24 protein-coding genes and 2 pseudogenes are annotated in these 25,776 nt (G+C 38.4%); 15 read left to right on the top strand and 11 right to left on the bottom strand.

All coding sequences use genetic code 11. The features are described 5' to 3' along the window. Positions 1 to 78 precede the first annotated feature (78 nt). On the top strand, positions 79 to 297 hold the full coding sequence (locus NO346_RS10425; RefSeq protein WP_256415120.1) for a cold-shock protein: 219 nt from the start codon (positions 79 to 81) through the stop codon (positions 295 to 297). Between the two features lie 377 nt (positions 298 to 674). Here NO346_RS10425 and NO346_RS10420 read toward each other — a convergent pair whose 3' ends face one another. From NO346_RS10420 to yiaA, 3 genes are all read right to left on the bottom strand, one after another. After that, on the bottom strand, positions 675 to 1,142 hold the full coding sequence (locus tag NO346_RS10420) for a DUF4372 domain-containing protein (protein ID WP_256415129.1): 468 nt from the start codon (positions 1,140 to 1,142) through the stop codon (positions 675 to 677). 114 nt (positions 1,143 to 1,256) lie between these two features. Further along, positions 1,257 to 1,688: a hypothetical protein gene (locus tag NO346_RS10415; protein WP_005159589.1), complete on the bottom strand. Its 432-nt coding sequence runs from the start codon at positions 1,686 to 1,688 to the stop codon at positions 1,257 to 1,259. 234 nt (positions 1,689 to 1,922) lie between these two features. Then, positions 1,923 to 2,390 (bottom strand): inner membrane protein YiaA, encoded by a 468-nt coding sequence (gene yiaA / locus NO346_RS10410; RefSeq protein ID WP_005159592.1) that lies wholly within the window; start codon positions 2,388 to 2,390, stop codon positions 1,923 to 1,925. A 248-nt stretch (positions 2,391 to 2,638) separates the two neighbouring features. Between yiaA and prfA the strand changes: the two genes are divergently transcribed. Together prfA and prmC are read left to right on the top strand one after the other, a co-directional pair. Further along, the gene (gene prfA, locus NO346_RS10405) at positions 2,639 to 3,727 is read left to right on the top strand and encodes a peptide chain release factor 1 (RefSeq protein ID WP_256415119.1); all 1,089 of its coding nucleotides are present in this window, start codon (positions 2,639 to 2,641) and stop codon (positions 3,725 to 3,727) included. Further along, positions 3,727 to 4,545, top strand: coding sequence for a peptide chain release factor N(5)-glutamine methyltransferase (gene prmC, locus NO346_RS10400; protein ID WP_256415118.1), 819 nt, complete (start codon positions 3,727 to 3,729; stop codon positions 4,543 to 4,545). Before prfA ends, prmC begins: the two co-directional genes overlap by 1 nt. On the opposite strand, the gene NO346_RS10395 is transcribed toward prmC, so the two are convergent. Then, positions 4,542 to 5,588, bottom strand: a complete 1,047-nt coding sequence (locus tag NO346_RS10395; RefSeq protein ID WP_256415117.1) for an AraC family transcriptional regulator — start codon at positions 5,586 to 5,588, stop codon at positions 4,542 to 4,544. The genes prmC and NO346_RS10395 overlap by 4 nt on opposite strands. A gap of 143 nt (positions 5,589 to 5,731) precedes the next feature. Here NO346_RS10395 and NO346_RS10390 point away from each other — a divergent pair, with 143 nt between their 5' ends. After that, positions 5,732 to 6,502, top strand: a complete 771-nt coding sequence (locus NO346_RS10390) for an SDR family NAD(P)-dependent oxidoreductase (protein WP_087545215.1) — start codon at positions 5,732 to 5,734, stop codon at positions 6,500 to 6,502. 169 nt (positions 6,503 to 6,671) lie between these two features. Next, positions 6,672 to 6,803 carry a hypothetical protein gene (locus NO346_RS10385; RefSeq protein WP_256415116.1) on the top strand — a complete coding sequence of 44 codons (132 nt, stop codon included), beginning with the start codon at positions 6,672 to 6,674 and terminating at the stop codon, positions 6,801 to 6,803. Here the strand turns inward: NO346_RS10385 and NO346_RS10380 are convergent. Then, positions 6,765 to 6,971 (bottom strand): annotated as a pseudogene (locus NO346_RS10380) (IS3 family transposase); the annotation flags it as partial. The gene NO346_RS10385 and the pseudogene NO346_RS10380 overlap by 39 nt on opposite strands. A 107-nt stretch (positions 6,972 to 7,078) precedes the next feature. Between NO346_RS10380 and NO346_RS10375 the strand changes: the two are divergent. Genes NO346_RS10375 through NO346_RS10365 form a run of 3 tightly spaced genes read left to right on the top strand, consistent with a single transcriptional unit; the run spans position 7,079 to position 11,173 of the window. Continuing rightward, complete coding sequence (locus NO346_RS10375) at positions 7,079 to 7,837, top strand: LamB/YcsF family protein (RefSeq protein WP_256415115.1); 759 nt, start codon at positions 7,079 to 7,081, stop codon at positions 7,835 to 7,837. A 32-nt stretch (positions 7,838 to 7,869) separates the two neighbouring features. Then, positions 7,870 to 9,453, top strand: coding sequence for an urea amidolyase family protein (locus NO346_RS10370; protein WP_256415114.1), 1,584 nt, complete (start codon positions 7,870 to 7,872; stop codon positions 9,451 to 9,453). After that, complete coding sequence (locus tag NO346_RS10365; RefSeq protein ID WP_256415113.1) at positions 9,446 to 11,173, top strand: biotin carboxylase N-terminal domain-containing protein; 1,728 nt, start codon at positions 9,446 to 9,448, stop codon at positions 11,171 to 11,173. Before NO346_RS10370 ends, NO346_RS10365 begins: the two co-directional genes overlap by 8 nt. A gap of 73 nt (positions 11,174 to 11,246) precedes the next feature. On the opposite strand, the gene NO346_RS10360 is transcribed toward NO346_RS10365, so the two are convergent. Next, positions 11,247 to 12,023, bottom strand: a complete 777-nt coding sequence (locus NO346_RS10360) for a M48 family metallopeptidase (protein WP_087537355.1) — start codon at positions 12,021 to 12,023, stop codon at positions 11,247 to 11,249. 213 nt (positions 12,024 to 12,236) lie between these two features. Further along, positions 12,237 to 12,944, bottom strand: coding sequence for a cAMP-activated global transcriptional regulator CRP (crp, locus tag NO346_RS10355; protein WP_004662603.1), 708 nt, complete (start codon positions 12,942 to 12,944; stop codon positions 12,237 to 12,239). Between the two features lie 147 nt (positions 12,945 to 13,091). On the opposite strand from crp, the gene NO346_RS10350 reads away from it, so the two are divergent. Next, positions 13,092 to 13,514 carry an OsmC family protein gene (locus NO346_RS10350; protein ID WP_004662601.1) on the top strand — a complete coding sequence of 141 codons (423 nt, stop codon included), beginning with the start codon at positions 13,092 to 13,094 and terminating at the stop codon, positions 13,512 to 13,514. Positions 13,515 to 13,583: 69 nt separating this feature from the next. Here NO346_RS10350 and NO346_RS14950 read toward each other — a convergent pair. Further along, positions 13,584 to 14,385 (bottom strand): annotated as a pseudogene (locus tag NO346_RS14950) (peptidoglycan DD-metalloendopeptidase family protein). Positions 14,386 to 14,647: 262 nt separating this feature from the next. On the opposite strand from NO346_RS14950, the gene clpB reads away from it, so the two are divergent. Together clpB and NO346_RS10335 are read left to right on the top strand one after the other, a co-directional pair. Continuing rightward, positions 14,648 to 17,227, top strand: a complete 2,580-nt coding sequence (clpB, locus tag NO346_RS10340) for an ATP-dependent chaperone ClpB (RefSeq protein ID WP_256415112.1) — start codon at positions 14,648 to 14,650, stop codon at positions 17,225 to 17,227. Between the two features lie 167 nt (positions 17,228 to 17,394). Beyond that, on the top strand, positions 17,395 to 17,814 hold the full coding sequence (locus tag NO346_RS10335; RefSeq protein WP_256415111.1) for a hypothetical protein: 420 nt from the start codon (positions 17,395 to 17,397) through the stop codon (positions 17,812 to 17,814). 16 nt (positions 17,815 to 17,830) lie between these two features. Here NO346_RS10335 and rlmKL read toward each other — a convergent pair whose 3' ends face one another. Next, on the bottom strand, positions 17,831 to 20,035 hold the full coding sequence (rlmKL, locus tag NO346_RS10330; protein ID WP_256415110.1) for a bifunctional 23S rRNA (guanine(2069)-N(7))-methyltransferase RlmK/23S rRNA (guanine(2445)-N(2))-methyltransferase RlmL: 2,205 nt from the start codon (positions 20,033 to 20,035) through the stop codon (positions 17,831 to 17,833). Positions 20,036 to 20,372: 337 nt separating this feature from the next. Here rlmKL and NO346_RS10325 point away from each other — a divergent pair, with 337 nt between their 5' ends. From NO346_RS10325 to NO346_RS10310, 4 genes are all read left to right on the top strand, one after another. Beyond that, a complete protein-coding gene (locus NO346_RS10325; RefSeq protein ID WP_005159614.1) occupies positions 20,373 to 20,732 on the top strand; it encodes a hypothetical protein in 360 nt (119 codons plus the stop codon). A gap of 119 nt (positions 20,733 to 20,851) precedes the next feature. After that, positions 20,852 to 21,868: an aspartate carbamoyltransferase catalytic subunit gene (locus NO346_RS10320; protein WP_005159617.1), complete on the top strand. Its 1,017-nt coding sequence runs from the start codon at positions 20,852 to 20,854 to the stop codon at positions 21,866 to 21,868. 12 nt (positions 21,869 to 21,880) lie between these two features. Further along, positions 21,881 to 23,113, top strand: coding sequence for a dihydroorotase (locus tag NO346_RS10315; protein ID WP_256415109.1), 1,233 nt, complete (start codon positions 21,881 to 21,883; stop codon positions 23,111 to 23,113). Between the two features lie 131 nt (positions 23,114 to 23,244). Continuing rightward, complete coding sequence (locus NO346_RS10310; protein ID WP_087547504.1) at positions 23,245 to 24,027, top strand: Rossmann-like and DUF2520 domain-containing protein; 783 nt, start codon at positions 23,245 to 23,247, stop codon at positions 24,025 to 24,027. Between the two features lie 186 nt (positions 24,028 to 24,213). On the opposite strand, the gene NO346_RS10305 is transcribed toward NO346_RS10310, so the two are convergent. Together NO346_RS10305 and trmB are read right to left on the bottom strand one after the other, a co-directional pair. Next, positions 24,214 to 24,573: a hypothetical protein gene (locus NO346_RS10305; RefSeq protein WP_256415108.1), complete on the bottom strand. Its 360-nt coding sequence runs from the start codon at positions 24,571 to 24,573 to the stop codon at positions 24,214 to 24,216. A 347-nt stretch (positions 24,574 to 24,920) separates the two neighbouring features. After that, positions 24,921 to 25,637, bottom strand: coding sequence for a tRNA (guanosine(46)-N7)-methyltransferase TrmB (gene trmB, locus NO346_RS10300; protein WP_004662584.1), 717 nt, complete (start codon positions 25,635 to 25,637; stop codon positions 24,921 to 24,923). Between the last annotated feature and the right edge of the window lie 139 nt (positions 25,638 to 25,776).

Below are 25,776 nucleotides of genomic sequence, written 5' to 3'. Positions count from 1 at the left end.
ATCAGATTTAATCTCAGAGTTTATGATTCCAAGTTACTTGCTGCTAAGCATTCCAAATATTTCTAATAGGTTAAATATATGTCTAACACTGTGACTGGTACAGTTAAATGGTTCAATGAAACTAAAGGTTTTGGCTTTATTCATGCGGATTCTGGGCAAGATGTATTTGCTCATTTTAGTGAAATCCAAAGTAACGGTTTTAAGGTTTTACATGAAGGACAACGTGTTTCATTCGCTATTGCTGATGGTAAAAAAGGACCTCAAGCAACTGGTATTACAGTAATTGCTCAAAACTAAACATCTAAATTAAAAAAGCTCACAATAGTGAGCTTTTTTAATTTTCGGATAGTATCCATAAATTTTAATCATCATTATTTCTTGTAATGTACCTATTTTTGTCACAATTTAACCTATTGGTTAAAAAATTGCTCTAGCATATTATTAGACTTTTTGCTAATTTTAACTGGTGGATTATTTAGGCAAATTAACAATTGCCGTACATTAAATGAGCGCAAAGTTATGGAAAACTTAGAGCAATTGACTCAAGGGCTTGAGCAAGAAGTTCATGTACATTGTAAACGATCTATAGGTACGTTGTTGTTTAGTTTCCTAGTTTTGATCGCAACGAGCTTCTAGTGAAAAAAGCACCTTAGGGCACTGCTGTCTCACAAATATCACAAGAAGAACCTCAACTGAGGTTCTTCTTGTTTATTCCATTTTTTGTCAGGTAAAAACAAAGCCTTCAATGGTTTCCTTTCAAATAAATTCACCTGAATAATTCTTAATAATCTTTGAATACTCCATCGTTCTTGTGCCATATGTTTCGCAAAACTCACCAGTAAATACGCGATTAGTGCAATCCATATTTGTGTTTGTATCGCATTGCGGCTACGGCCTAGAAACGATTTCAATTTAAGGTGATAAAGCTTTTCCTGTTGTGATTCGAGATTAGATTCAATATCCCTCAAACTTTGACGGCATGATAGTTGGGACATTAATATTGCAATAAATTGATCCCATCGTGTTGCTGATCTTAATTTTTGTGCTTGATGGCATTGTTTTGTAAAACGTTCAAAATCTTGTCTCAAAATGGGCTTGAGTAATTGATGAAATACCGTATTCTGATGTGAAAAAACCTGAATCCTTGTAGTTGAAGTGTTTGTTCGCACTTATATTTTAACTACTTTGGACTCAGGTTTTTTTATTTAAGTCTAACTATGGGACAGCAGTGCCCTAAGGTGCTTTTTCTAGAATGATTAATGGTGACGATGTTTTTTCTTTTTCCAATGACGTTTGTTATCTTGGCGATTGTCATAATCACGATCTTGACCAACTTGACGACCTAATGCAGCACCGCCCGCTGCGCCAGCTGCCGCTCCGATATATCCACCTGTGGTTCCACCTACATTTTTACCAACAGTGTAGCCACCAACACCACCTAAACCACCGCCAATCGCAGCTTCAGTACGAGTACGTTTGCTACTTGCAGCCGCCGCACCGCCAGCACCACCGACAGCAGAGCCAATCATCGCACCATTATTACCACCAATTTCTTTACCAATTGCTGTACCAACAACACTACCTAAAGCAGAAGTTGCTGCAACACGTGTGGCATTATCAGCATACACGCTGGTTGCTAGAGTTGAGCTTGCTAAAATTGCGCTCAATAACAAAATATTCGCTTTCATTTTGACTCCATGTTCCCAGTAATGGGACATCTTTTTAATGACTGCAAATGTAACAAAGTTTGAGAAAGAAAATATGGAGATGCCGACAGAAATTATTACTACTTAGTAAGGAGAATGTAGTGTTTTGTTAATAACAATCCTGAATAAGGTGAAATAAATATTTGTAATCAATCAAATACTGATTTAATTCACAAAAAGAGGCTTAAACGACAAGCACTCTTTAATGGATTGTAATTAATCTAATGGAACTTTCTTACTCGACTCTTCTTCTAATTTGTGTTGATGAGAATTTATTTCTTGTTGATGACGTAAATGATCTAGATCACGAATGTTCTTTTGGGTCGCTGTGACGCCAAACAAACTGAGTAAGAAAGACATAATGTAGTACCCTTTTTCACTTAAAGTGAGCGTAGCGTTAGTTAAACTAAATAGTAATAATCCAATGCAAATACCAACTGATGCCCAACAAAGCGCAACATAAATCATAGTTACAGGTATTTCTTCTAATTGATCCCGTAATGTTTTTTGTAGTGAGATCGTGGAGAACAGTCCATATAATAGAATGATCAAATAATAGCCTTTTTCATGCAGAGGCATTTCTGCATTCCACAATCCAATCATAAAACCAACAACACCAATAAGAACCGCAAGCCAGCTTGCGGCTGTGAAGGCGAGTGTAGGGCGGTTTATTAAATTACTCATGGTTTATCCTATTGTTTTATCATTCTAATTTATCTTTGATTATTTATATCGAAGCTCAGGGAAGAGAACAACCTATACATACTAAAAAACGCAGAATTTGTGATGAAATAATAGGGGATTGGTAAGTTACCTAGTTTCTCTATGTCTTTTAAGCCTTAGAATCTGTAAACTATGCGCAATTTTTTGATTTTGCTCGTGCTTCATTATTTTGATCGGCACTGAGTCTTTAGTTTTGAGATATTCCGCCCATGAAAGCATCACTCCGTTTAAGACTGGATCAGCTTTGTGATCGTCACGAAGAGCTGACTGCATTGCTCGCTGATGTAGAAGTAATTTCGAACAATAAACGTTTTCGTAAATTGTCTCGCGAACATAATGATTTAACAGAAATCACTGAGGTTTGGAGCAAATATCGTCAAGCGGAAGAAGATATTGAAACGGCTGAAACAATGAAATCAGATCCCGATTTCAAGGATATGGCAGAAGAAGAAATTAAAGAAAATAAAGCGCTTCTCGTTAATCTCGAAGAACAATTAAATGTTCTAATGATTCCGAAAGATCCAAATGATGCCAATGCAGCATACCTTGAAATTCGTGCTGGAACAGGCGGTGACGAAGCAGCGATTTTTTCGGGTGATTTATTCCGTATGTATACCAAATATGCTGAAACACAAAGTTGGCGTATTGAAGTACTTTCTGAAAATGAAGGTGAGCATGGCGGTTATAAAGAAATCATTTGCCGTATTGACGGCGAAGGCGTCTATGGTCGTTTGAAATTTGAGAGTGGTGCACACCGTGTTCAACGTGTACCTGCGACTGAATCTCAAGGTCGTGTACACACTTCAGCGTGTACTGTTGCGATTCTGCCCGAAGTGGATGTGGATACCACAGTTGAAATCAATCCCGCCGATCTGCGCATTGATACCTATCGTGCATCAGGTGCAGGTGGTCAGCATATTAACAAAACCGATTCTGCGGTGCGTATTACCCATATTCCATCGGGTGTGGTAGTGGAATGTCAGGAAGAGCGTTCGCAACATAAGAATAAAGCCAAAGCGATGGCATTGTTAGTCTCACGTTTAGAAAATGCGAAACGTGCAGCCGCTGATGCAGCAACTTCAGAAATGCGCCGTGACCTCGTTGGTTCAGGTGATCGTTCTGAACGTATTCGTACCTATAACTACCCTCAAGGTCGTATGACCGATCACCGTATTAACCTGACTTTATATAAGTTAGATGCAATTATGGAAGGTGATTTAACGGAATTGCTGGATAGCTTACACCGTGAATATCAGGCGGATCAGTTGGCGATGCTTGCACAGGAAAATGGCGGCTAATGAATATTGCTCAAGCCTTAGAAATCAAAGGTGAAATTGATAGCTATGAACGTCAAGAGGCGGCATGGCTACTTGAACACCTACTAGGTATCAATGCTTTAGAACTCAAATTAAGACTTGAGCAAGAGTTGACTGAAATACAGGAACAGGCTTTTTTAGAAGGGCTTGCACGTATCGAACAGGGTGAGCCTTTGGCTTATGTCACAGGTTCACAACCTTTTTGGACGTTGGATTTAAAAGTCACCCATGACACTCTAGTGCCACGCCCAGATACCGAAATTTTGGTTGAAACGGTGCTCAAACTGCCACTCAATCAACATGCGAATATTGTTGACCTAGGCACAGGAACAGGCGCAATTGCTTTGGCGCTCGCAAGTGAGCGTCCGCAATGGCAAGTCACTGCAACTGATATATACGCACCAACTTTAGACGTGGCGCAGGACAATGCAGTTCGACACGGGCTGATGCAAGTGAAGTTCGCTTGTGGGGCTTGGTTCGAGGCTTTAGAGCAGCAACAGTTTGATTTGATTGTCTCCAATCCGCCGTATATTGATCCTGATGATGTACATATGCAAAAGCTCAAGTCTGAACCTGAGCGTGCTTTGATTGCTGATAAGAAGGGTATGGCGGATATTGAAACCATTATTACCCAAGGCAAAGATTGGCTTAAACCCAATGGTTGGATTGTGCTTGAGCATGGCTATGATCAAGGCCAAGCGGTACGATATATTTTTGAACAACAAGGTTTTAAGCAGATTCAGACTATCAAGGATTATGGTGGCAATGACCGTGTCAGTCTAGGACAAAAAACTATTTAAGCTTCTATTTTACTAAATAGTGTTTTCGCACGATAAGCACCGGGACTAACGCCTGTCCATTTTTTAAAAGCGCGATGAAATGCACTTGGATCATGGAAATGCAAATCATCACTGATGTTCTGAATTGAATCATTGCTTTTACTGAGCCGTTCAATTGCAATATCGCAGCGAATATCATTTTTTAGCTGCTGATAACTGACACCTTCTTGTTTTAAACGGCGTTGAATGGTTGCCGTTGACATATTCAGTTGTTGGGCAATTTCTTTGAGTTCATCCCACTCTGAGGGTGGTTGTAAAAGCAGTTGACGACGTATTTGCAAGCTTAAAGAGTTTTCATTTTTAAAGCGAACAATTAGGTTATAAGGCGTTTGTCTGAGAAAGTCATTTAAAGCCTGTTTATCTTTTTTGATTTTGTGTTTGAGGTAATTTGCATCAAACTCAATTCGATTTTGATCAGCATTAAATTGAATATCTTCGCAAAAACGAACACGATAATCCTGTATTTCGACAGGTTGATGACATTTAAAGGTCATTTTCTGAAAAGGGATGCGCTGGTCACTTAGCCAACACATTAAACTATGGACTAACATCAAATAGGTCGAATAAGTAAACATTCGTTTAGGATGTTCACGGTCATGCAAAATTAAGTATGCTTTTGCACCTTGTTGAATCAATTCACCTTGAATGTCATCCAACACTAAACTCAGAAACTTTAAGATTTCTTGAATAGCTTGTTCTAATGTTTCTGCACTGAATGCCAACTTTGCCAATAAGCTATAGCTTCCTCGACGCATTGGATGGCAATCCATTCCTAGAAACTCATCATTCATATGCTCTGCTAGCTCAATCCACAATCGTGCACATTGCATCACTGGAACACGGGCTTTAGCTGAACTGAGCAGTTCGACTGAAACGCCTGCTTGATTAGCAATATGAAGAATATCTAAACCTCGACTTGCGGCAACACTCAATGCTTCACGAATTAAAGCAATTGAAATTGTATCTTTAGCAGAATTAAGATCGATATCGGCGCTTTTGTTCATATAAAAATGAAATATAGAAGAGTAAATAGGTTGAATGCTCAAAAGTCGCATCACTTTTGCCACTTTTAGGAATTGTATCGGAAAAAACTTGGCTTTACTCTCGCTTATAAAAATTTATATCTTTAATTTACGAGGAAATTTAGATGAAAATTCAAGGAAAACATTTTGTTATTACTGGTGGTGGCTCTGGTTTAGGGGCTGCAACAGCAGAGGTTCTCGTTAAGCAAGGTGCGACGGTTACCTTAGTCGATATGAACACTGAAGCGGGTGAACAACAGGCACAAGCATTAGGTGCACAAGCTGAATTTGTAAAATTAGATGTAACTGATGAACAAGCTGCAGAGCAACTCTTTAAAGATGTTGTTGCAAAATATGGCGCGGTATATGGACTAGTCAACTGTGCAGGGATTGGACCCTCAGCAAAAGTTGTTGGCAAAGAATCTGTACATGATTTAGCTATGTTCTCAAAAACCTTACATATCAACGTGACGGGTACATTTAACATGTTGCGTTTCGCAGCAGATGCAATGAGTAAAAATATTGTTGCTGAAGGCGATGAAGATCGTGGGGTGATTGTAAATACAGCTTCAGTTGCTGCTTTTGATGGGCAAATTGGACAAGCGGCTTATTCTGCATCAAAAGGTGCTGTAGTTGCGATGACGCTTCCGATTGCGCGCGAGTTAGCACGTCATCAAATTCGTGTTTTAACCATTGCACCAGGGATTATGGAAACTCCAATGCTGAAAGGCTTACCGCAAAATGTACAAGATGCCTTAGGGCAAATGGTGCCTTATCCATCACGTTTGGGACGTCCTGAAGAATTTGGTCGTTTAGTTGCACATATTGCTGAAAATTCATATTTAAATGGTGAAGTGATCCGCTTAGATGGCGGTATTCGTATGGCTGCGAAATAAATTTATTTAAATCATTTATAGATTTATTTATAAAACAGTTGTGAATGAAAATTTACAACTGTTTTTGTTTTGATATGGTTTATTCATAAACTAGCTTTGAGTTTTAGTCATTTCTGCTGGTTTTTGTACAATTTTGCAAATCATTCATTCACTCAATAGGGGGGTATAGATGAAATATCCAATTTTGATCTGTTCTGCATCTAGCTTGTTTTTAAATGGTTGTGTTGGAAATATGAACCCAACAGGCGGCAACTCAAATCCTCATTCTTCCAACTGTACGTTCACTTATGCAGTAACCTAAATCATGCATGTTATGCGTCAATGAAGGTGCTCCTAAGCGAGCATGGTGCTGCCAATAAATAGCTTTTAAATCAGTATATTTCTGATGGACATACATCTGTCGCTTTCGCCAAACATAGTATCCCGAAGTGCTAACACTTAGACATTTACAGGCACAAGAAACCGTAACCTTAGTCACAGCTATAAGCTGTTAAAGTCGATAAAATATGTGATTTTGTAATCACTTCGAATATATTACTCAATTATCGGATCATAAAATCAGCATTAGGTTTATATATGCATATTGATTTAAACAGCGACTTAGGCGAAAGCTATGGTGCTTGGAAAATGGGAAATGATGAGCAGATTCTTGCGATCGTGAGTAGCGCTAATATTGCATGCGGTTTTCATGCAGGCGATCCTGTCAATATGTTAAATACCTTAAAACAAGCGGCTGCTCAAAATGTTAGTGTGGGAGCGCATGTTTCGTATCCAGATCGGGTTGGTTTTGGTCGCCGTAATATGGATGTATCTTATGATGAATTATACGCAGATGTCCTTTATCAAATCTCAGCGCTGCAAGGGTTGGCTCAAGTCGCTGGAACAAAAGTGACTTACGTCAAACCACATGGTGCTTTATATAACACTATTGCCACCAATTTAACTCAAGCTCAAGCAGTGATTGATGCAATACAGCATTCAGATAAAAAATTAGTGTTAGTTGCATTGGCGGGTTCGCCTTTAATTAATTTTGCTCGTAAGCAGGGAGTTGTCGTTATTTCTGAAGCGTTTGCTGATCGTGCTTATCATCGTAATGGTGAACTAGTTTCACGCCGTTTAGAAGGTGCTGTTTTACATGATGCAGAAGTCGTAGCTCAACGTGTACTGAGCATGATTCAGAACGGAGGTATTGAGTCGATTGAAGGGGATTTCACTACAATTCAGGCAGATACCATTTGTTTGCATGGTGATACCTTTGGGGCGGTACAAATGGCAGAAAAGATTCGCCAAGTATTGTTAGAAAATCAAATTGAAGTTCGTGCTTTTAGTCTTTGAATGAGTTTTAAACATTTTAAAAGAGCTGTTTTATGCGATTTCTATCCGTTAATTTAGATTGTTTTTTGATTGAGCTTGAAAGTTTAGAAGAAACAATGGCGGTTCATTACTGCTTAAAACAAGCACAGCATCCTCATATAAAAGAACTTATTCCTGCGGCACGTAGCATACTGATTTATTTTGATTCGTTATTGGTCGAGATGCATACAGTGATCCGATGGATTTCAAGCCAAAAAATCAGTCAGGATACTTTGCGTCAAGGGAAGGAAATCGTTATCGGTGTGCGCTATAACGGTATTGATTTAAATAATGTTGCTGAATATTTAGGAATAAGTACTGAACAAGTCATTCAGAAACATACCAACTCTTATTGGCAAGTTGCATTTATTGGCTTTGCTCCCGGCTTTGCTTATCTAACCAATCCTGAGCAAGTATTTAGGAGTATTCCACGCTTAGCATCACCACGTAAAAAAGTTAGTGCAGGGGCAGTAGGTTTAGCAGGCGAATATAGCGGTATTTATCCTCAAGATAGTCCGGGAGGATGGCAGTTGATTGGACAGACTGATGAGATATTGTGGGATATTCATCGACAACAGCCTGCTTTATTACTGCCGAGTGATCATGTCATCTTTAAGGATGATAGTCATAATCCAACCCAAATTTGTATGCCTGCTCAGAGATTTTCTCAAAGAAAATCGATTAAAAAACCTGCTGTGTTACGCGTTAAAAATGTTGGCTTACAAGTATTGATCCAAGATGAAGGACGTAAAAATTTAGCTGAGCTAGGCGTGGGGCGGGCAGGTGCTATGGATCAAAAGGCATTTCGTCAGGCAAACTTAATTGTTGGCAATCCACAGAATGCAGCCGTCATGGAAGTTTTAAATGGTGGATTGCGATTACAGGTTTTAGAAGCAACAGTTATTGCTGTGACAGGTGCGGAAACGGAAGTCTGGATTACTTATATTGGCGCGGATAAAGTTAAAGTGGCTTTGTATCAGCCAATTGCTTTAGATTATGGTGATGAAATTTATATTTCAGCACCGAGTGCAGGGATTCGTAATTATATTGCGCTACGTGGCGGTATCGCTGTTGAGCAAGTACTAGAAAGTGCTAGTTATGATTCTTTGGCTGAATTGGGTACAAAACCAATTCAAGTGGGTGATGAGATTCATTTTGCCCAATTAAAAACGCAGCCTGTCAGCTTAAATCTAATACCGATTAAATTACCTAAACGAGATGAGATTATTGAAATAGATCTCGTGTTAGGGCCGCGTACAGATTGGTTTGCCGAAGAAAGCCTTGATTTATTGTTTAAACAAACTTGGTTAGTGAGCACAGAGAGTAATCGAATTGGATTGAGATTAGTGGGTGATCAGCCTTTAACGCGACAATTCGAGCAAGAATTACCGAGCGAAGGTTGTTGTACAGGTGCTTTGCAAATTCCTCCAAATGGTCAGCCTGTATTATTTATGAATGATCATCCTATTACAGGTGGTTATCCTGTGATTGCGGCGGTCGCATCCTATCATTTGGACTTAATTGCACAGATTCCAGCTGGTTGCCATATTCAATTTCGTAAAATTTATGATTTCATGGATGTCAAAAAAGATGCATAAAAAACATAGGTTGCTGATTGCGAATCGCGGAGAAATTGCTGTACGCATTATTCACGCATGTAAAGATATGGATATTACATCAGTGGCGATTTATGCAGATGATGATATTGCCAGTTTGCATGTTCAACTTGCAGATGAAGCTTGGGCATTATCAGGACAAACAGCACAGCACACTTATTTAGATATCAATAAAATTATTGACATTGCGTATAAAGCCCAAGTGACCATGATTCATCCTGGTTATGGTTTTTTATCAGAACGTGCCGAATTTGCCCAAGCTGTGATGGATGCGGGGCTGATTTGGATTGGACCATCTCCTGAAACTATCCATAAACTTGGTGACAAAATACAAGCGCGTAAAATTGCACAGTCGGTAAATGCACCTTTGGTTCATGGTACTGAACAACCACTTCAATCAGCTCAAGAAGCCGTATATTTTGCGAAACAGTATGGTCTGCCGATTGCGATAAAAGCTGCTTATGGCGGTGGTGGACGTGGTTTAAAAGTTGCTTGGCAATTGAATGAAGTTGCCGATTTATATGAATCGGCTGTGCGAGAAGCATTCGCTGCTTTTGGTCGAGGAGAATGTTTTGTTGAACAATATTTAAATAAGCCTCGGCATTTGGAAGCACAAATTATTGCTGATCAACAGGGACATATTGTCGTTGTAGGAACGAGAGATTGTTCTTTACAACGCCGTAATCAAAAGCTAGTCGAGGAAGCACCTGCACCATTTATTAATGAGCATATTGAAGCTCAGTTAGTGCAATCTGCTATTGCAATTTGCCGCGCTGCAGATTACGTCGGGGCAGGTACCGTCGAGTATTTACTTAGTCAAAATGGTCAACTTTCGTTCTTAGAGGTTAATACACGTCTACAAGTTGAGCACACAGTTACTGAGCAAACTACGGGCCTAGACTTAGTTGTAGAACAAATTCGAATTGCTTTAGGTCAACCACTTTCGATTCAAGAAATGCCAAAACCAATAGGACATGCAATTGAATTCCGAATTAATGCGGAAGATCCAGCACGTGGTTTTATCCCAGCATTTGGACAGCTTACTCGTTTTCACCCACCATCAGGAATTGGTATTCGTCTTGATACGGGGGTGATGACTGGAAGTGTTGTTTCAAGTCATTTTGATTCTTTAATTGCGAAATTAATTGTGACTGGTGCAACTCGCGAGATTGCAATTCAACGGGCTAAAAGAGCGCTTGCCCATTTTGAAATAGAGGGCATTGCTTCAGTATTACCATTCCATCGTGCAATCCTGTCAGATGCTGACTTTATTGATGAATTTAAAGTACATACACGTTGGATTGAACAAGATAGTCGCCATGATTATCCTCACTATTCACGTAGTAAACTGAGCAATCAAGTTGAATTACAACGTTATCCAATTGAAATAGATGGAAAGTTGCATCAGATTGGCTTACCAAATGGATTTTTTAGTTTAGTCGGGACACCCCCACCCAATCAGAAACAAAATGATTCTGATCAGAACCCAAGTAGTAATAGTGTCTTAGCACCGATGAGTGGTGTAATCACCGTGTGGAAAGTTCAAGAAAATGATCATGTAAACCAAGGTGAGACAATTGCAATTATGGAAGCAATGAAAATGGAGGTCCCTGTGATTGCTCCACAAACGGGGAAAATTCAAAAGCTGATAGAGATTAATCAGACTGTTGAAACGGATTCAAAAATTGCTGAGATAAATTAGAGTTTTTGTATATAAGACAGCTAAAGGATATGCCATTAAATCTCTAAAATGAGATCTAATGGCTTTGGCTAAATTAACGACGTTTATTATAAACTGCCAGAGCAGCAGGTAAATTTTTACGCATATCACTAATACGTTGACTATTTGATGGGTGAGTTGATAAGAATGATGCACCACCAGCACCATCTACACGATCCATTTTTTCCCAAAGACTAATTGCTGCATTTGGATTATATCCTGCTTTTGCCATCAGCATTAACCCACCAAAATCAGCGCGACTTTCTAAATTACGAGAATAGGGTAAACCAATACCAATTTGACTACCTAAAGCAATTGCCGCATTACCTGCTTCACCAATATTCGCACCCGCATAAGTCGTACCAATCCCAATCGCTAAGTTTGTAAGTGCTTGTGCACCAATTTTACTTTTGGCATGTTCTTCTAAGGCATGGGTCATTTCGTGTCCCATAATTGCTGCGATTTCATCATTGGTCAAATTCAGCTTGTTCACAATACCCGTATAGAAAACGACTTTCCCACCTGGCGCAACATAAGCATTTACAGTATCTGATTTTAGTACTGCTAACTGCCAATCAAAACGCTGACCGGTTTGGTTCATTTGGTCAGCATACGGTTTTAAGCGCAAAAATACTGAATTAATACGTTGATAAGTATTTGAGCTCATATCCAATTGATTCTTGGCACGAGCTTCCTGTGTCATCTTTGCAAAGCTTTGAGCCGACTGAGCATTTAATGTGGCACTGTCAGCACCTGCCATATCTGCAAATGATGCACAACCTGAAATCGTTATTACAGTCATTGCACAAAGGCTTAAAGCCAATTTTTTCATACTTATTTGCTCCAAATCAGTATCTTATAAATATACCCATGATTAACAAGAATTATAAAAAAAGTTCGCAAGGCTTTATATTCTGATTATCTCTATAATCATAGTAATTATGTAAGCAGAATTGATGAAAAGCTAAATAGCTTAGCTTCATCTGGATAAAATTAAAGCCAGTGGTTTGCACTGGCTTTGAAATTAGCTTAAAGCTAGAGGGGATTAATCCTCATCATCAAATTCATCTTCAGAAAATGCGTTATCATCTAAAGAAGTATCAAAAATTAAAATTGCTTTACCATCAGTTTGAATCATGCCTTGATCTTCAAGTGTTTTTAAAACACGACCAACCATTTCACGTGAACACCCCACAATACGACCAATTTCTTGACGTGTAATACGAATCTGACGACCATTCGGTAGAATCATTGCCTCAGGCTGCGCAGATAAGTCAATTAAACAACGCGCAATACGACCAGATACATCGATAAATGCTAAATCAGTGACTTTACGCGTTGTATTCTTCAGACGGCGAACAAGCTGAGCAAATACAGCATAGCTCAGGTCAGGGTATTGCTTGCTGAGTTCGTGGAAATTTTCATATGAGATTTCTGCAATTTCGCAAACATCTCGAGTACGTACTTCTGCGGTACGTTGAGGGTTATTTTCAAACAGCCCCATTTCACCAAAGAAATCACCTGGATTGAGATATGCAACAACAATTTCACGCTCATCATCTTCACGTAATATGATTGACACTGAACCTTTTAATATTAAATACAGTGATTTTGATTCCGTTCCAGCGTCAACAATCGTGGTGCGTTTAGGGTATCTATTAATATGAGCACGTTTTAGCAATGCTTTAACTGACTCAGGTAATTGACCTGGAGACAACGCATCAGTGCTAAGATGTGAAAAATTTGAAGTCATGCTTAAAATTTCCGAATTTGGATAAAACCGATCGCACAGGCCCCATGGAGCCTTTTCTACACAGAAGAGATGAAATTCCTTATCAACTCATTTTATGTTAGTGTACAAGAACTGAAGTAAATTTATAACGTTTTTCGGGTAGTTGCAATGCAAACAAGTGTACATTGGTTAGAGAATGTTGCTTTTGAAGCGAAATCAGAAAGTGGTCACAGTGTAGTGATGGATGGTTCTGCTGAGTATGGTGGTGAAAACCGTGGGCCACGTCCTATGGAGTTGATTTTAATGGGACTTGGTGGGTGTGCTTCGTTTGATATTGTGACTATTTTAAAGAAATCACGCCAAGATGTGACCGATGTTGTATGCCAGTTAAAAGCGGAGAGAGCTGATTCTATTCCTGCGGTGTTTACAAAAATTCACTTACATTTCGTAGTAACAGGTAAAGCGGTTAAAGCAAAGCAAGTTGAAAAAGCAGTTGAGCTTTCAGCAGAAAAATATTGTTCTGCGAGCAAAATGTTGTCTGATGGTGGTGTAGAAATCACACATGACTTTGAAATTGTAGAAGCTGATTAAGACTTAATTATTAAGTTTAACTAAAAAGTGATCTATTTGTTTTAGATCACTTTTTTATCGACATAGTTTTTATTTCAGTAATAATTGTGGGTCTACCCGTGCATCATTTAAACTCATTCCCCAATGTAAGTGTGGACCAGTGACTCGACCTGTATTTCCTACTAAACCTAAAAGTTCACCTTGAGTAATATGTTGTCCCTTTGAAACTTCAATTTTACTGAGATGGCAGAACATACTGATTAAACCTTGACCGTGATCAATCAAAACAGTCTTAGCATTGAAAAAATAATCACCCGTTTGAACGACAATGCCATCTGCTGGCGCTACAACTTTTTGGCCAATTGGTGCTGGAATGTCTAGACCTGAATGTGGGGGCGCGTTCTTCATTATTAAAGAAACGTTTGCGTCCGAATGAGTTAATAAATTTGCCTGCTGTTGGTGGAATAAAACTTGGAAATTTAGTCCAATAGCTTTGACTGAAAGAATTATAAATCTCATTTTGTTCTTTTGCTTCCGAAGCATATCGATCAAGTTGATTTTGATTCGGATTAACATAGTCTTGGTTTTTTACATTGAGGTGTTGTTCAGCATATTGATATGGCAGTATTTCAATCTGTATGGGCATAGTATTGGTTGTTAGGCTTAACCTTCCCAATGGGGTAGAAAGAGGAATTCCAAAAATAGCGTATCGTTGAGTGCCTTCTTGTATAATTAGAATCGGTTTTTTCTCATAGAAAAACTTGGGTAATCGTTGATGGAATTGGAATAACGGCTATACCGCCTGCATGTCGTAAATTCTGTGGTAATTGAGCGATAGCCATCTGAATAGGGAAAAGCAAATACTAGCTATTACAATTCTTCTTAAATGCATAACGATCATTTTTAAATGAAGTAAAGACTTAAGGTAAAAGTTTCACCCTAAAATAACAATATGGATATTGTTTAAATCAGAATAGATAGAAAATTATACAAAATATACTTGAAATAGATTGTTTATATACCCATATTATTACTGAGTTTTATAAAGTTTAATTTAAACAAAATATTGAAAAATATATAAATTTTATTTGAAATTTTAAAAAGTGTTCCCATCTTAGTGATAAGTTAAAAATTTGTTGTGAGGAATAACAAGAATGCGCTTTGAAAAATTTACGAACCGTCTACAGCAAGCTCTTTCAGATGCACAATCATTGGCAATGGGTAAAGACCATACTTCTATTGCGGGTATTCATATTTTATCGACTTTACTAGAAGAGCCTGCCAATTTAAGTTTGTTGCAGCAATCAGGTGCACGCTTGCCAGAGTTAAAACAAAAGTTAGAACAAGCAATAAGAAATGCACCGACTTTATCAAATCCAACTGGAGATATTAATCTTAATCCTGAAGCGGTAAAGATCTTAAATTTAGCTGATCGTTATGCGCAAAAAGCAGGTGATGAATTCTTATCAACAGATTGGGTGTTATTAAGTTTAGCGGAAACGGGTGAAACCAAAACGATATTAAACAGCGTTGGGGTAACACCAGATAGTTTACGCAAAGTAATTGAAAATATTCGAGGAAATGACAAAGTCATGAGCAATAATCATGAAGATCAACGCGATTCATTGAATAAATATACCATTGATTTAACAGAACGTGCTTTGGCTGGTAAGCTTGATCCAGTTATTGGTCGTGATGATGAAATACGTCGCACGATACAGGTTTTATCACGCCGAACTAAAAATAACCCAGTCTTGATTGGTGAACCTGGCGTGGGTAAAACTGCGATTGTTGAAGGTCTAGCGCAACGAATTATTAATGGTGAAGTTCCTGAAAGTCTAAAAAGTAAACGGGTATTATCTTTAGATATAGGTTCGTTGCTTGCAGGCGCTAAATATCGTGGTGAGTTCGAGGAACGTTTGAAAGCCGTTCTGAATGATCTTGCAAAACAAGAAGGTGAAATCATTCTATTTATTGATGAATTACACACGCTTGTAGGTGCAGGAAAAGGCGATGGTGCAATGGATGCAGGTAATATGTTGAAACCTGCTTTAGCACGTGGTGAGTTGCGTTGTGTTGGAGCAACAACTTTAGATGAATATCGTCAATATATTGAGAAAGATGCTGCCCTAGAGCGTCGTTTCCAAAAAGTACTCGTTGATGAACCAAGTGTGGAAGATACCATTGCGATTTTACGTGGTCTAAAAGAAAAATATGCAACGCATCATGGCGTTCAAATTTTAGACTCAGCAATTATTGCAGCTGCAAAAATGTCGCATCGTTATATCACGGATCGTCAATTGCCTGATAAAGCCATTGATTTAATTGATGAAGCTGCTTCACGTATTAAAATGGAGATCGATTCTAAACCCGAAGCTTTAGATAAACTTGATCGCCGTTTAATCCAATTGAAAATGCAATTAGAAGCAGTGAAGAAAGATGCAGATGCTGGCAGTAAAGCTGAAGTGAATCATCTTGAACAGCAAATTGCTGAAAAGCAAAAAGAATATAATGATCTAGAGGAAATTTGGAAAGCCGAGAAGACACTCGTTGAAGGTGATAAGAAAGCTCAAGTTGAATTGGATCAAGCCCGTGTTGCTTTAGAAAAAGCAAAACGTGAAGGTGATTTGGCTGAAGCAGCACGCTTACAATATGGCGTGATTCCTGAGTTGCAAAAACGCTTGGAACAAGCGGAAGTCGCTGAGGAAAATGAAGAACCGAAGCTAATTCGTACCAAAGTGACTGAAAATGAAATTGCTGAAGTAGTGAGTGCGGCAACAGGCATTCCTGTGGCGAAAATGCTACAAGGTGAACGTGAAAAACTACTGAATATGGAAGAGTTTTTACATAACCGTGTAGTCGGGCAACATGAAGCCGTGGTTGCAGTTTCCAATGCAGTCCGCCGTTCACGTGCAGGTCTATCTGATCCGAATCGTCCGAGTGGATCATTCTTATTCCTTGGACCGACAGGTGTGGGTAAAACTGAGTTAACTAAAGCATTAGCAAACTTCTTGTTTGATAGTGATGATGCAATGATTCGTATCGACATGTCTGAATTTATGGAAAAGCATTCTGTCAGCCGTTTAGTGGGTGCTCCTCCGGGATATGTGGGTTATGAAGAAGGCGGGGTTTTAACAGAAGCTGTTCGTCGTAAGCCATATAGTGTGGTGTTATTTGACGAAGTGGAAAAAGCTCATCCAGATGTATTCAATATCCTGTTACAGGTATTGGATGATGGTCGCTTAACTGACTCTCAAGGCCGTGTTATCGATTTTAAAAATACGGTCATTGTGATGACATCTAATTTAGGCTCACAAGATGTACGTGAATTAGGTGAAGGTGCAACTGATGAGGAAGTTCGAACAGTGGTCATGAGCGCTGTAACTCAGCATTTCCGTCCAGAGTTCATTAACCGTATTGATGAATTAGTCATTTTCCATTCGTTGAAAAAAGCTCAAATTCGTGGTATCGCGGACATTCAATTGGATCGTTTACGTTCACGTCTGAGCGAACGAGATATGGCTTTAACTGTTGATGATAGTGCATTTGATCTATTGATTGATGCTGGTTTTGATCCAATCTATGGTGCACGACCACTAAAACGTGCAATACAGCAACAAGTTGAAAATAACTTGGCTCAGAAAATCTTATCTGGTGAATTCCAGCCCGGAGATAATATTCTGATTAAAGGTGATAGTGGTCAGCTTGTGTTTGATAAAATGAAACTTAGCTAAATCTAATTTGAATGATTGGCTAAAAAGATGGCGATGAAAATCGCCATCTTTTTTTATATCAGTGCAATTTATCTGATTTCTTAAAGAATATTATCAATGACATTGCGATTTTATGAAAAGCTTGCTAGTTTCGGAATAAATAAGAAAAAAATTCAGGATGAATTAAAATGGAGAATAAGCAGCATTATTACACTTATATTGGTGTAATTGTGTTCATAACAGCATTTCCGATCGTAGGTTGGGCTGCACAGCCGATGACAGAGGGAACTTTGGCCTTACAAACAGGTATGTTGACCAAGGCGCTGCCTAATATTATTGAGAAAGCACAGCGAGATGCGATGCAGCCAGAAGAGGAGCGTTGGCGTACGCAACGTGTTTTAAGCGATCGTAATTTACGTGAAATAAGAATTAGTATGCTTGCTGAAGGTGCTTTATCGCCTTATGAAGAACAAAAGAAAACGTCTGTAATGGATGTGCGGGAAAAGAAGAAAGCAAGTATGAAGCCCCATGATGAGGCTCCAGATAACTTCATGATTTATGAGTTTGATTCTCCTAATGTAAAAAGAACCAAATTCACATTTAAATAATGAGAAAAATCATTCCTTAAATTTGATTATGTTGGATTTTCCAAGCACGATGAATTTTTTGATTACGTTTAAAGTCTAAGCCTATCGTTTCAGAAGTAATTTCTTCGACATGATAGATTGCTTCGATTTCTTCATCTAACTCAAACCCACGATAGTTATTTGAGAAGTACAAAGTACCATCACTGGTTAAACGATTCATTGCACGTTTAAGCAGGGAAACATGATCACGCTGTACATCAAATGTACCATAAAACTTTTTTGAGTTAGAGAAAGTTGGAGGATCAATGAAGATGAGATCATATTGTTCATGACCTTCTTTTAACCATTCAAAGCAATCACTCGAAAAGAACATATGTTGTTCATCAGCATGATCTACCGTTAAACCATTCAATACAAAATTTTCTTTTGACCAATTCAAATAAGTATTTGATAGGTCGACACTCGTGGTACTTGCTGCACCGCCAAGTGCTGCATGTAAGCTAGCAGTTGAGGTATAGCTATAAAGATTAAGAAAGTGTTTGCCACGTGCTTCTTTGGCAATTCTTAGACGAATTTGACGATGATCTAAGAATAAACCAGTATCTAAATAGTCTGTTAAATTGACGAGAATTTTAGCTTTGCCTTCCTGTACAATAAAACGTTTAGACGCAGTGCTTTGTTTCTCATATTGATTGGTTCCCGTTTGCTTTGCACGGGTTTTGATAAAAATTGCGTCACGATTTAAGCCAGTCACTGCACGAATGGCAGCTAAACCCAAATTAAAACGTTTTTTTGCTTTTTCAGGATCAATTGTTTTTGGTGGTGCGTATTCCTGAACATGCAAACGATCTCCATATAAATCGATGGCAATGTTAAAATCAGGTAGATCGGCATCATACAAACGTAAGCAAAAAATATTTTCTTTCACAGCCCATTTTTTTAAGGCTTGCATATTTTTTTGCAAACGATTGGTAAAGTCTTCTGCACCTTCAATTTTTTCAAATTGCTGAGGTTGCCACGTCGCTAAGAATGGTTGAACTACGGCTGCAGGTTTTACTGTGCCGAAACGGATATAAATTGGAAGTTTACCATTCATCAAACGTAAAGTTTGAGGTTCGGTGATAGCCAGTACATCTGCTTGTTCAATTTGTGCTGCAATCACGGCAACAGGCTGATTTGGAAAATTCTTCTGTAATAATCCTGATAAACCTAAATAGAATGATCGACTAGAGGCCTTATCACCTAAACGTTCCCCATAAGGAGGGTTGGTGACAACAAAGGCTTTTTTACCTTCAGCATGGAAATCATCCCAATCTGCTAAAGTCCGTTCTTCAATTTGAATTTGGTCGAGTATTTTTTCAAAACCTGCTGCAATGATGTTTTGGCGAGTGGCTTTAACCGCTTCCCAATCCGCATCGTAGGCATAAAACTTGGGTAGAGGTTGCTCTAAAGCCTTTGCATGACGTTCTGCTGCTTCTGCTTTCAGTGATAACCACAATTCACGATCATGTCCATGCCAACCATTGAAGCCAAAGCGACGTACTAAGCCTGGTGCACGATCGGTTAAAATCATTAATGATTCAATAATGAATGTTCCTGAACCACACATTGGGTCAAGAATAATGTCAGGCTGATATTGTGCTAATTGAGCTTTTTGTAGAATTGCCGCTGCCAGATTTTCTTTAATTGGCGCATGGGTCATAAAACGGCGATAGCCACGCTTATGCAGAGAATCACCTGATAAATCTAGGCAGTAAGTATGCTCAGTTTTGCCAGCCAATACATAAAGTGTAATTTTGGGTTGTTTAATATCAATACTTGGGCGTTTGCCAACCGCCTCCATAAATGAATCAACAACACCATCTTTAACTCGTAGTGTAGCAAACTGTGTATTGACTTTAATTTCGCGTTCTACATGTAGGCGAACAGCAAAGGTACTTTGTGGTGCAAAAACAAGAGACCAATCAAAGCTAATCGCACCCTCGTAGAGTTCTTCTGCAACATCACGCGCGTCATGTGTGAATTCAAGTTCATGGGTATGTATTGGTAACAACACACGAGAGGCTAAACGAGACCACATACAAACGCGATAGGCATTCTCAAGTGTGCCTTTAAATATTAAACGCCCAGCAAAACGTTGGATATTTTGAATGCCTAAATTCCCAAGTTCTTGTTGTAATAAGGTTTCAAGCCCGTCAGCACAGGTCACCCAATAGTCTGTTAGACGTGGTTTAGCGTTCATTCAAATTTCCAAAAACATTTTTAGCAATCGACTATTTTAACTGATTTTGGAAGAGAAATACGGTTTTTCTTTTGATGTTTAGCCTTATTATGTTCCATAGATTAATTCTAATTTGTGGTCTAAGGCATATTGTGAAACTCTTTGGATTAGTAATACGGTATTACTTATTTAGATTGAATCACGTCTTTGCTTTAAATTTTCAGCATATGTTTTTTACTTATCAGATAAGTTCACCATGTCATAAAATAATTTTTATTTGTTTTGAATGGTTGGTACATATTTTGCTTTCTAAAGCTGGATTATCAAGAAATACTTCTCCCAACGATGTGAGGACTTTATGAAAGCAAATACGAACCATGAACTTGTACTAAATGCCGAAGCTTTTTCTGTTGCAACTCAAATGTATGTGCGTTTAAGACGAGTCTGTAGTCGTGTGATTGATGTGATGTATTTGGTGCATGACCAAGCTTATGCTAGATATATTATGCAAATTGCACTGGAAACGCGCGATGCCGAATTAGCGCATTATGTTGAGCGTTTAAGTCATTTGCTTGATTTATATCCTGAGTCTGAATCAACATTATTTGTAGCAGAACCAAAGCAAACAAATGATGAAGAACTTTACTTTGCCGAAGTCACTGAAGAGGAAATCTATCGGGCACAAGTATCGCATCACTATATTGGTGCGCTCCGCTAGCCGAATCTGTTGCAACTCTCTCATTTAATGCAACATAATGGTGAAAAGTTGTTCTGCGAAAGTAGAGAAATTGGGCTACACTATGCAAGTTTTGGTGATTCGACCTATAGGAATCTTTTATGCATATTGCAGCCCTGCATCAACCAAGTCAGGTTCAATTGAATCAACAAGGAAATTTAAAGCACTTCTTAACCATTGAAGGTCTTTCTAAAGAAAGCCTGACCAAGATTTTAGATACCGCACAAAGTTTTTTAGACGACAATAATAATTTGATTAACCGTCCGTTGTTAGAAGGGCTGACGGTAATGAATCTTTTTTTTGAAAACTCTACTCGAACTCGCACTACATTTGAGGCAGCTGCAAAACGTTTGTCTGCAAATGTTCTGAATATCGATATTGCACGTTCAAGTACCTCTAAAGGTGAAACCTTACGTGATACGCTTTGGAATTTGGAAGCGATGGCTGCGGATATTTTCGTAGTTCGTCATTCATCTTCTGGGGCAGCACATTTTATTGCTAAAGATGTTTGTCCTAAAGTGGCAATTATCAATGCAGGTGATGGTCGTCATGCGCATCCAACGCAAGCGATGCTAGATATGCTGACCATTCGCCGTGAAACCAAGAAGCCATTTGAAGATTTAACTGTGGCGATTATTGGTGATATTAAACATTCGCGTGTAGCACGTTCCAATGTGGCTGCTTTACAAACACTAGGTTGCAAAGATATTCGCGTGATTGCACCAAATACGCTGTTACCGGTTGGTTTTAATGAATATGGCGAAAATGTACGCCTGTTTAATAAAATGGATGCAGGCGTAACAGACTGTGATGTGATTATTGCATTACGAATTCAAAATGAGCGTATTGATTCACCTGCATTATCTTCACAATCTGAATTTTACAAAATGTATGGACTTAATAAAGAACGCTTGGCGCTCGCTAAACCTGATTGCATCGTTATGCATCCTGGTCCAATGAACCGTGGTGTTGAAATTGATTCAAGTATTGCGGATGGAGATCAATCGGTTATTTTGAAACAAGTAACCAACGGTATTGCAGTACGAATGGCGGTACTGGCACTTGCGATGCAAGGGCAGTTACAAGAACAAGGTTTAATTGAAGCGATTGCACTTTAAAGGATAGATCACATGAGTATTGTAAAAATTGAAAATGTCCGTGTGCTCGATCCAATTCAAAAAACTGATCAAGTTCAAACGGTTTATATTAAGAATGGTAAATTCGTTGATAGCGCAGATCAAATTGATGAAACGATTGACGGTCAAGGTAAATGGTTAATCCCAACCATGGTTGACTTGTGTGCACGCTTACGTGAGCCAGGGCAACAACAACATGGGACGTTAAAGTCAGAAGGTAAAGCTGCGCGTGCAAATGGTATTTTACATGTCATTACTCCACCAGACTCAAAGCCAATCGTACAAGATAATGGCGCACTTATTCATGGTCTGATTGAAAAGGCACAATTAGATGGTGGTATTTATCTACATATTATCGGTGCACAAACTCAAGGTTTGAATGGGAAGCAGCCGGCTAATATGGCAGGTTTAAAGAAAGGTGGTTGTACTGCTGTTTCTAATGCCAATGCAGCATTTGAAAATGATGATGTTGTGATTCGTACTCTTGAGTATGCTGCTGGTTTGGATTTGACCGTTGTCTTCTATGCCGAAGAGCCACAGCTTGCAAAAGATGGTTGCGCGCACGAAGGTTTTATCGCTTCTCGTCAAGGCTTACCAATGATTCCAGCGATCGCGGAAACAGTTGCAATTGCTAAATACCTTTTGATGATTGAAGCAACAGGCGTGAAAGCACATTTTGGTTTATTGTCTTGTGGTGCGTCAGTTGATTTGATTCGCGCAGCTAAAGCTAAAGGTTTGCCAGTCACTGCGGATGTTGCGATGCACCAATTACATTTGACTGAACAACTCACTGATGGTTTTAACTCACTTGCGCATGTTCGCCCACCATTACGTTCTGAGCAAGATAAAGCTTTGTTACGTCAAGGTGTGAAAGAAGGCGTGATAGATGCAATTTGTACTCATCATGAACCATTAAGTAGCTCAGCAAAAATGGCGCCTTTTGCAGAAACACAACCAGGAATAACGGCTTTTGATACTTATGTAGCTTTGGGTGTACAACTGATTCAAGAAAGTCTGTTTGAACCATTAGAATGGGTTGAAAAAGTGACTTCAATTCCAGCGCAGGTTGCAAATATGACTGAACGTTGGCAGCAAGAAGCAGGTTGGGTGTTGGTTGATCCAGAACTAGAATGGGTAGTATCAAAAGAGACAATTTTATCTCAAGGTAAAAATACACCTTTGCTAGGCCAGACCTTGAAAGGTAAAGCGGTACAGACATTCATCTAAACTTTGTTTCTGAGCAGAATAGGTTTTGTGACTTATTCTGCTTAACTTTTTAGTGATTTAATTCATTATTAGAAATTTTCCGTAAATAATTTAATAATGGATAGCTTTGCTTGTATATAGGTCGAATAAAAATGAGAATTACATTTATTGGTGCAGGACGCGTTGCTTATCATTTAGCAAAAGTATTACATCCTGATCACCAGATTGTACAAGTTTTTAGTCGTGATTTAGAAAAAGCAAATCGTTTAGCATCTTTAGTGGAAGCTACTGGGATTAATCATTTTGATCAATTAAATCCCAATACTGATCTCGTTATTATTGCCATATCAGATCAATCCATAGCTGATGTTATTCAGAAAATTAATCATTATTTACAGCAAGCATTAATTGTTCATACCTCAGGAAGCACCAGTTTAGAGGTGCTTTCAACAGTACATGAGAGATCTGGCGTATTTTATCCCTTACAAACTTTTAGTCATGAGCGTGCGATTGATTGGGCAGAAACACCTATGTTTGTCGAGGCAGTTCGGCACAATGACTTGGAGTTGCTCGCTTCATTAGCACATAGTCTGACTTCGAAGGTTTATCAATATAGTTCTCAACAACGTCAGACATTACACATGGCTGCTGTTTTTGCATGTAATTTTAGCAATTACTGTTATGATCTTTCTAAACAAATTGTTGATGAGCAACAGGTTGATTTTTCTTTACTTTATCCATTGATTTTAGAAACTGCTCAAAAAGCAACGATCAATAATCCTAAAGAAATGCAAACAGGTCCTGCAATGCGTGGTGATGAAAATATTCTAAAAATGCATCAACAGTTATTAGAAAAGAATTCAGGAAGCGATCTTGTGGATGTTTATAAACTTTTAAGTGAAGGTATTATGAAACGACATTTACATGGAAAATAATGATAGGGAAACCATTTCATTTTATTTGTGATGGACAAAATTTGAATGATTTTTAATATCAAGAGATGTTAGAACATCATGTATTTGTATTCTAGAAAATCGAGCGATTATCTGTAAATACATTGAGCTGATATCATTTGTTAAATATCAGCTTAAAAAAAGAATGTAAATGTGCCTCAAGCTTAATCAATTTTTCTGTTTAAAACGATGTTTACATTTGAGACAAAGATAGTCTTGGAAAATATTTTTGTCGATCGCCACACCTGCTTTTTTCCCAAAAATATTACCCGCGATTCCTCCAGTAATTCCGACACTAATTGCACCTACAAATGTTCCAATAGTCCCACCCACAATGACGCCTAATGGACCTGCTACAGTACCAATCGTGGCACCAACTGATGCACCTGTTGCAGCTCCACCCACTGTTCCAGCCGTAGTTCCCGCCGCTGTCATTAGAACTCCGCCTGTTGTTTTTAGTAATTTGTTATGATCACGTACTTCGATTTCTGTAGAACCACATTTAGGGCATTGCAGAGTTTTTTCCATAAAACCAACCTATCTTCATCTTTGGGCTAAATCATTGCACAGAATAGAGCACTCATTGTTTATGAAACGATAATTTCTTCATTTGAGATCAAAATGATTCATTATTTATTTTAGCTAAACATGAATAAAAAATATTTATAGATCATGTAAATAGAGGGCTGTAAATTTGAACACATTTGATTTTACAAAGTAAGCATATAGGTTTGATAGGTACAGCTTTTATAAGTTGTTTTAATAATTCACTTTTTGTCTTTTATATTTGAAATTTAAAATTGAGTTGGTTTTTAATAGGTTGAAATAGCATTAAATGTTGATATTTAATGCTATTTTTTAATTTTGATGAATTACTACTTTATTTTTTTGAAAATAAAGTCATTGATCTTATGACCAGATTCAAGTCCACGACGCTCAAATTTGGTTACTGGACGCCATTCAGGGCGAGGGTAGCTATTACCTTTACCTGCTAAATTTTCCATGTCTGGACGATTATCTAAAATATCAAGCATCCATTCTGCGTATGGCTCCCAATCAGTAGCAGCATGGAAGGTACCCCCAAGCTCTAACTTCTGTTCAACCAGTTGCATACGTTCATGAATCACAAAGCGGCGTTTAAAGTGACGCTTCTTCTGCCATGGATCTGGGAAGTACAGTTGCACACAGTTAATGCTGTTGTCAGGCATTTCACGTAATACTTGAATCGCATCTGCGTCAAGTACAAATAAATTCTTCAAGCCAGCCATACCAGCTTCATACACGCATTGTGCAATTCCTGGTACATGTACTTCGATTCCGACAAAATTACGTTCTGGATTGGCTTTTGCCATGAGTACCAAAGAACGCCCCATACCAAAGCCAATTTCAACAGTTAAAGGTCGTTCAGGATGTTCAAAGTGTTGACGTAAATCACCAACGGGGTATTCCAAAATTAAATCACGATAATCTTCTAAAGCAGTCCGTTGTGATGTATTAAGCGGAGCTGAACGACGCATAAACGTCACAATTTCACGGTGCTCAGGCAAATTGTCGAGTTCCGTAATTTGCGTTTCTAACTGATCGTTTGACATGATTCTGGAGATATAAATATAGAAATGCAGTATTTTAAGTGTTCATCAGGTCAAGTCAAATCTTTAAATGATTTTATTTGATCATTTGTTTTTCCAAACGATCAAAAACTTGTAAAAAAATCTTCATGTTTTTGTCACA

It is taken from the genome of Acinetobacter sp. 5862, from assembly GCF_024494585.1.
In the GTDB taxonomy this organism is placed as follows: Bacteria; Pseudomonadota; Gammaproteobacteria; order Pseudomonadales; family Moraxellaceae; genus Acinetobacter.
Note: the sequence above shows the minus strand (reverse complement) of the source record. Positions and strands in the feature narration are given on the sequence as shown.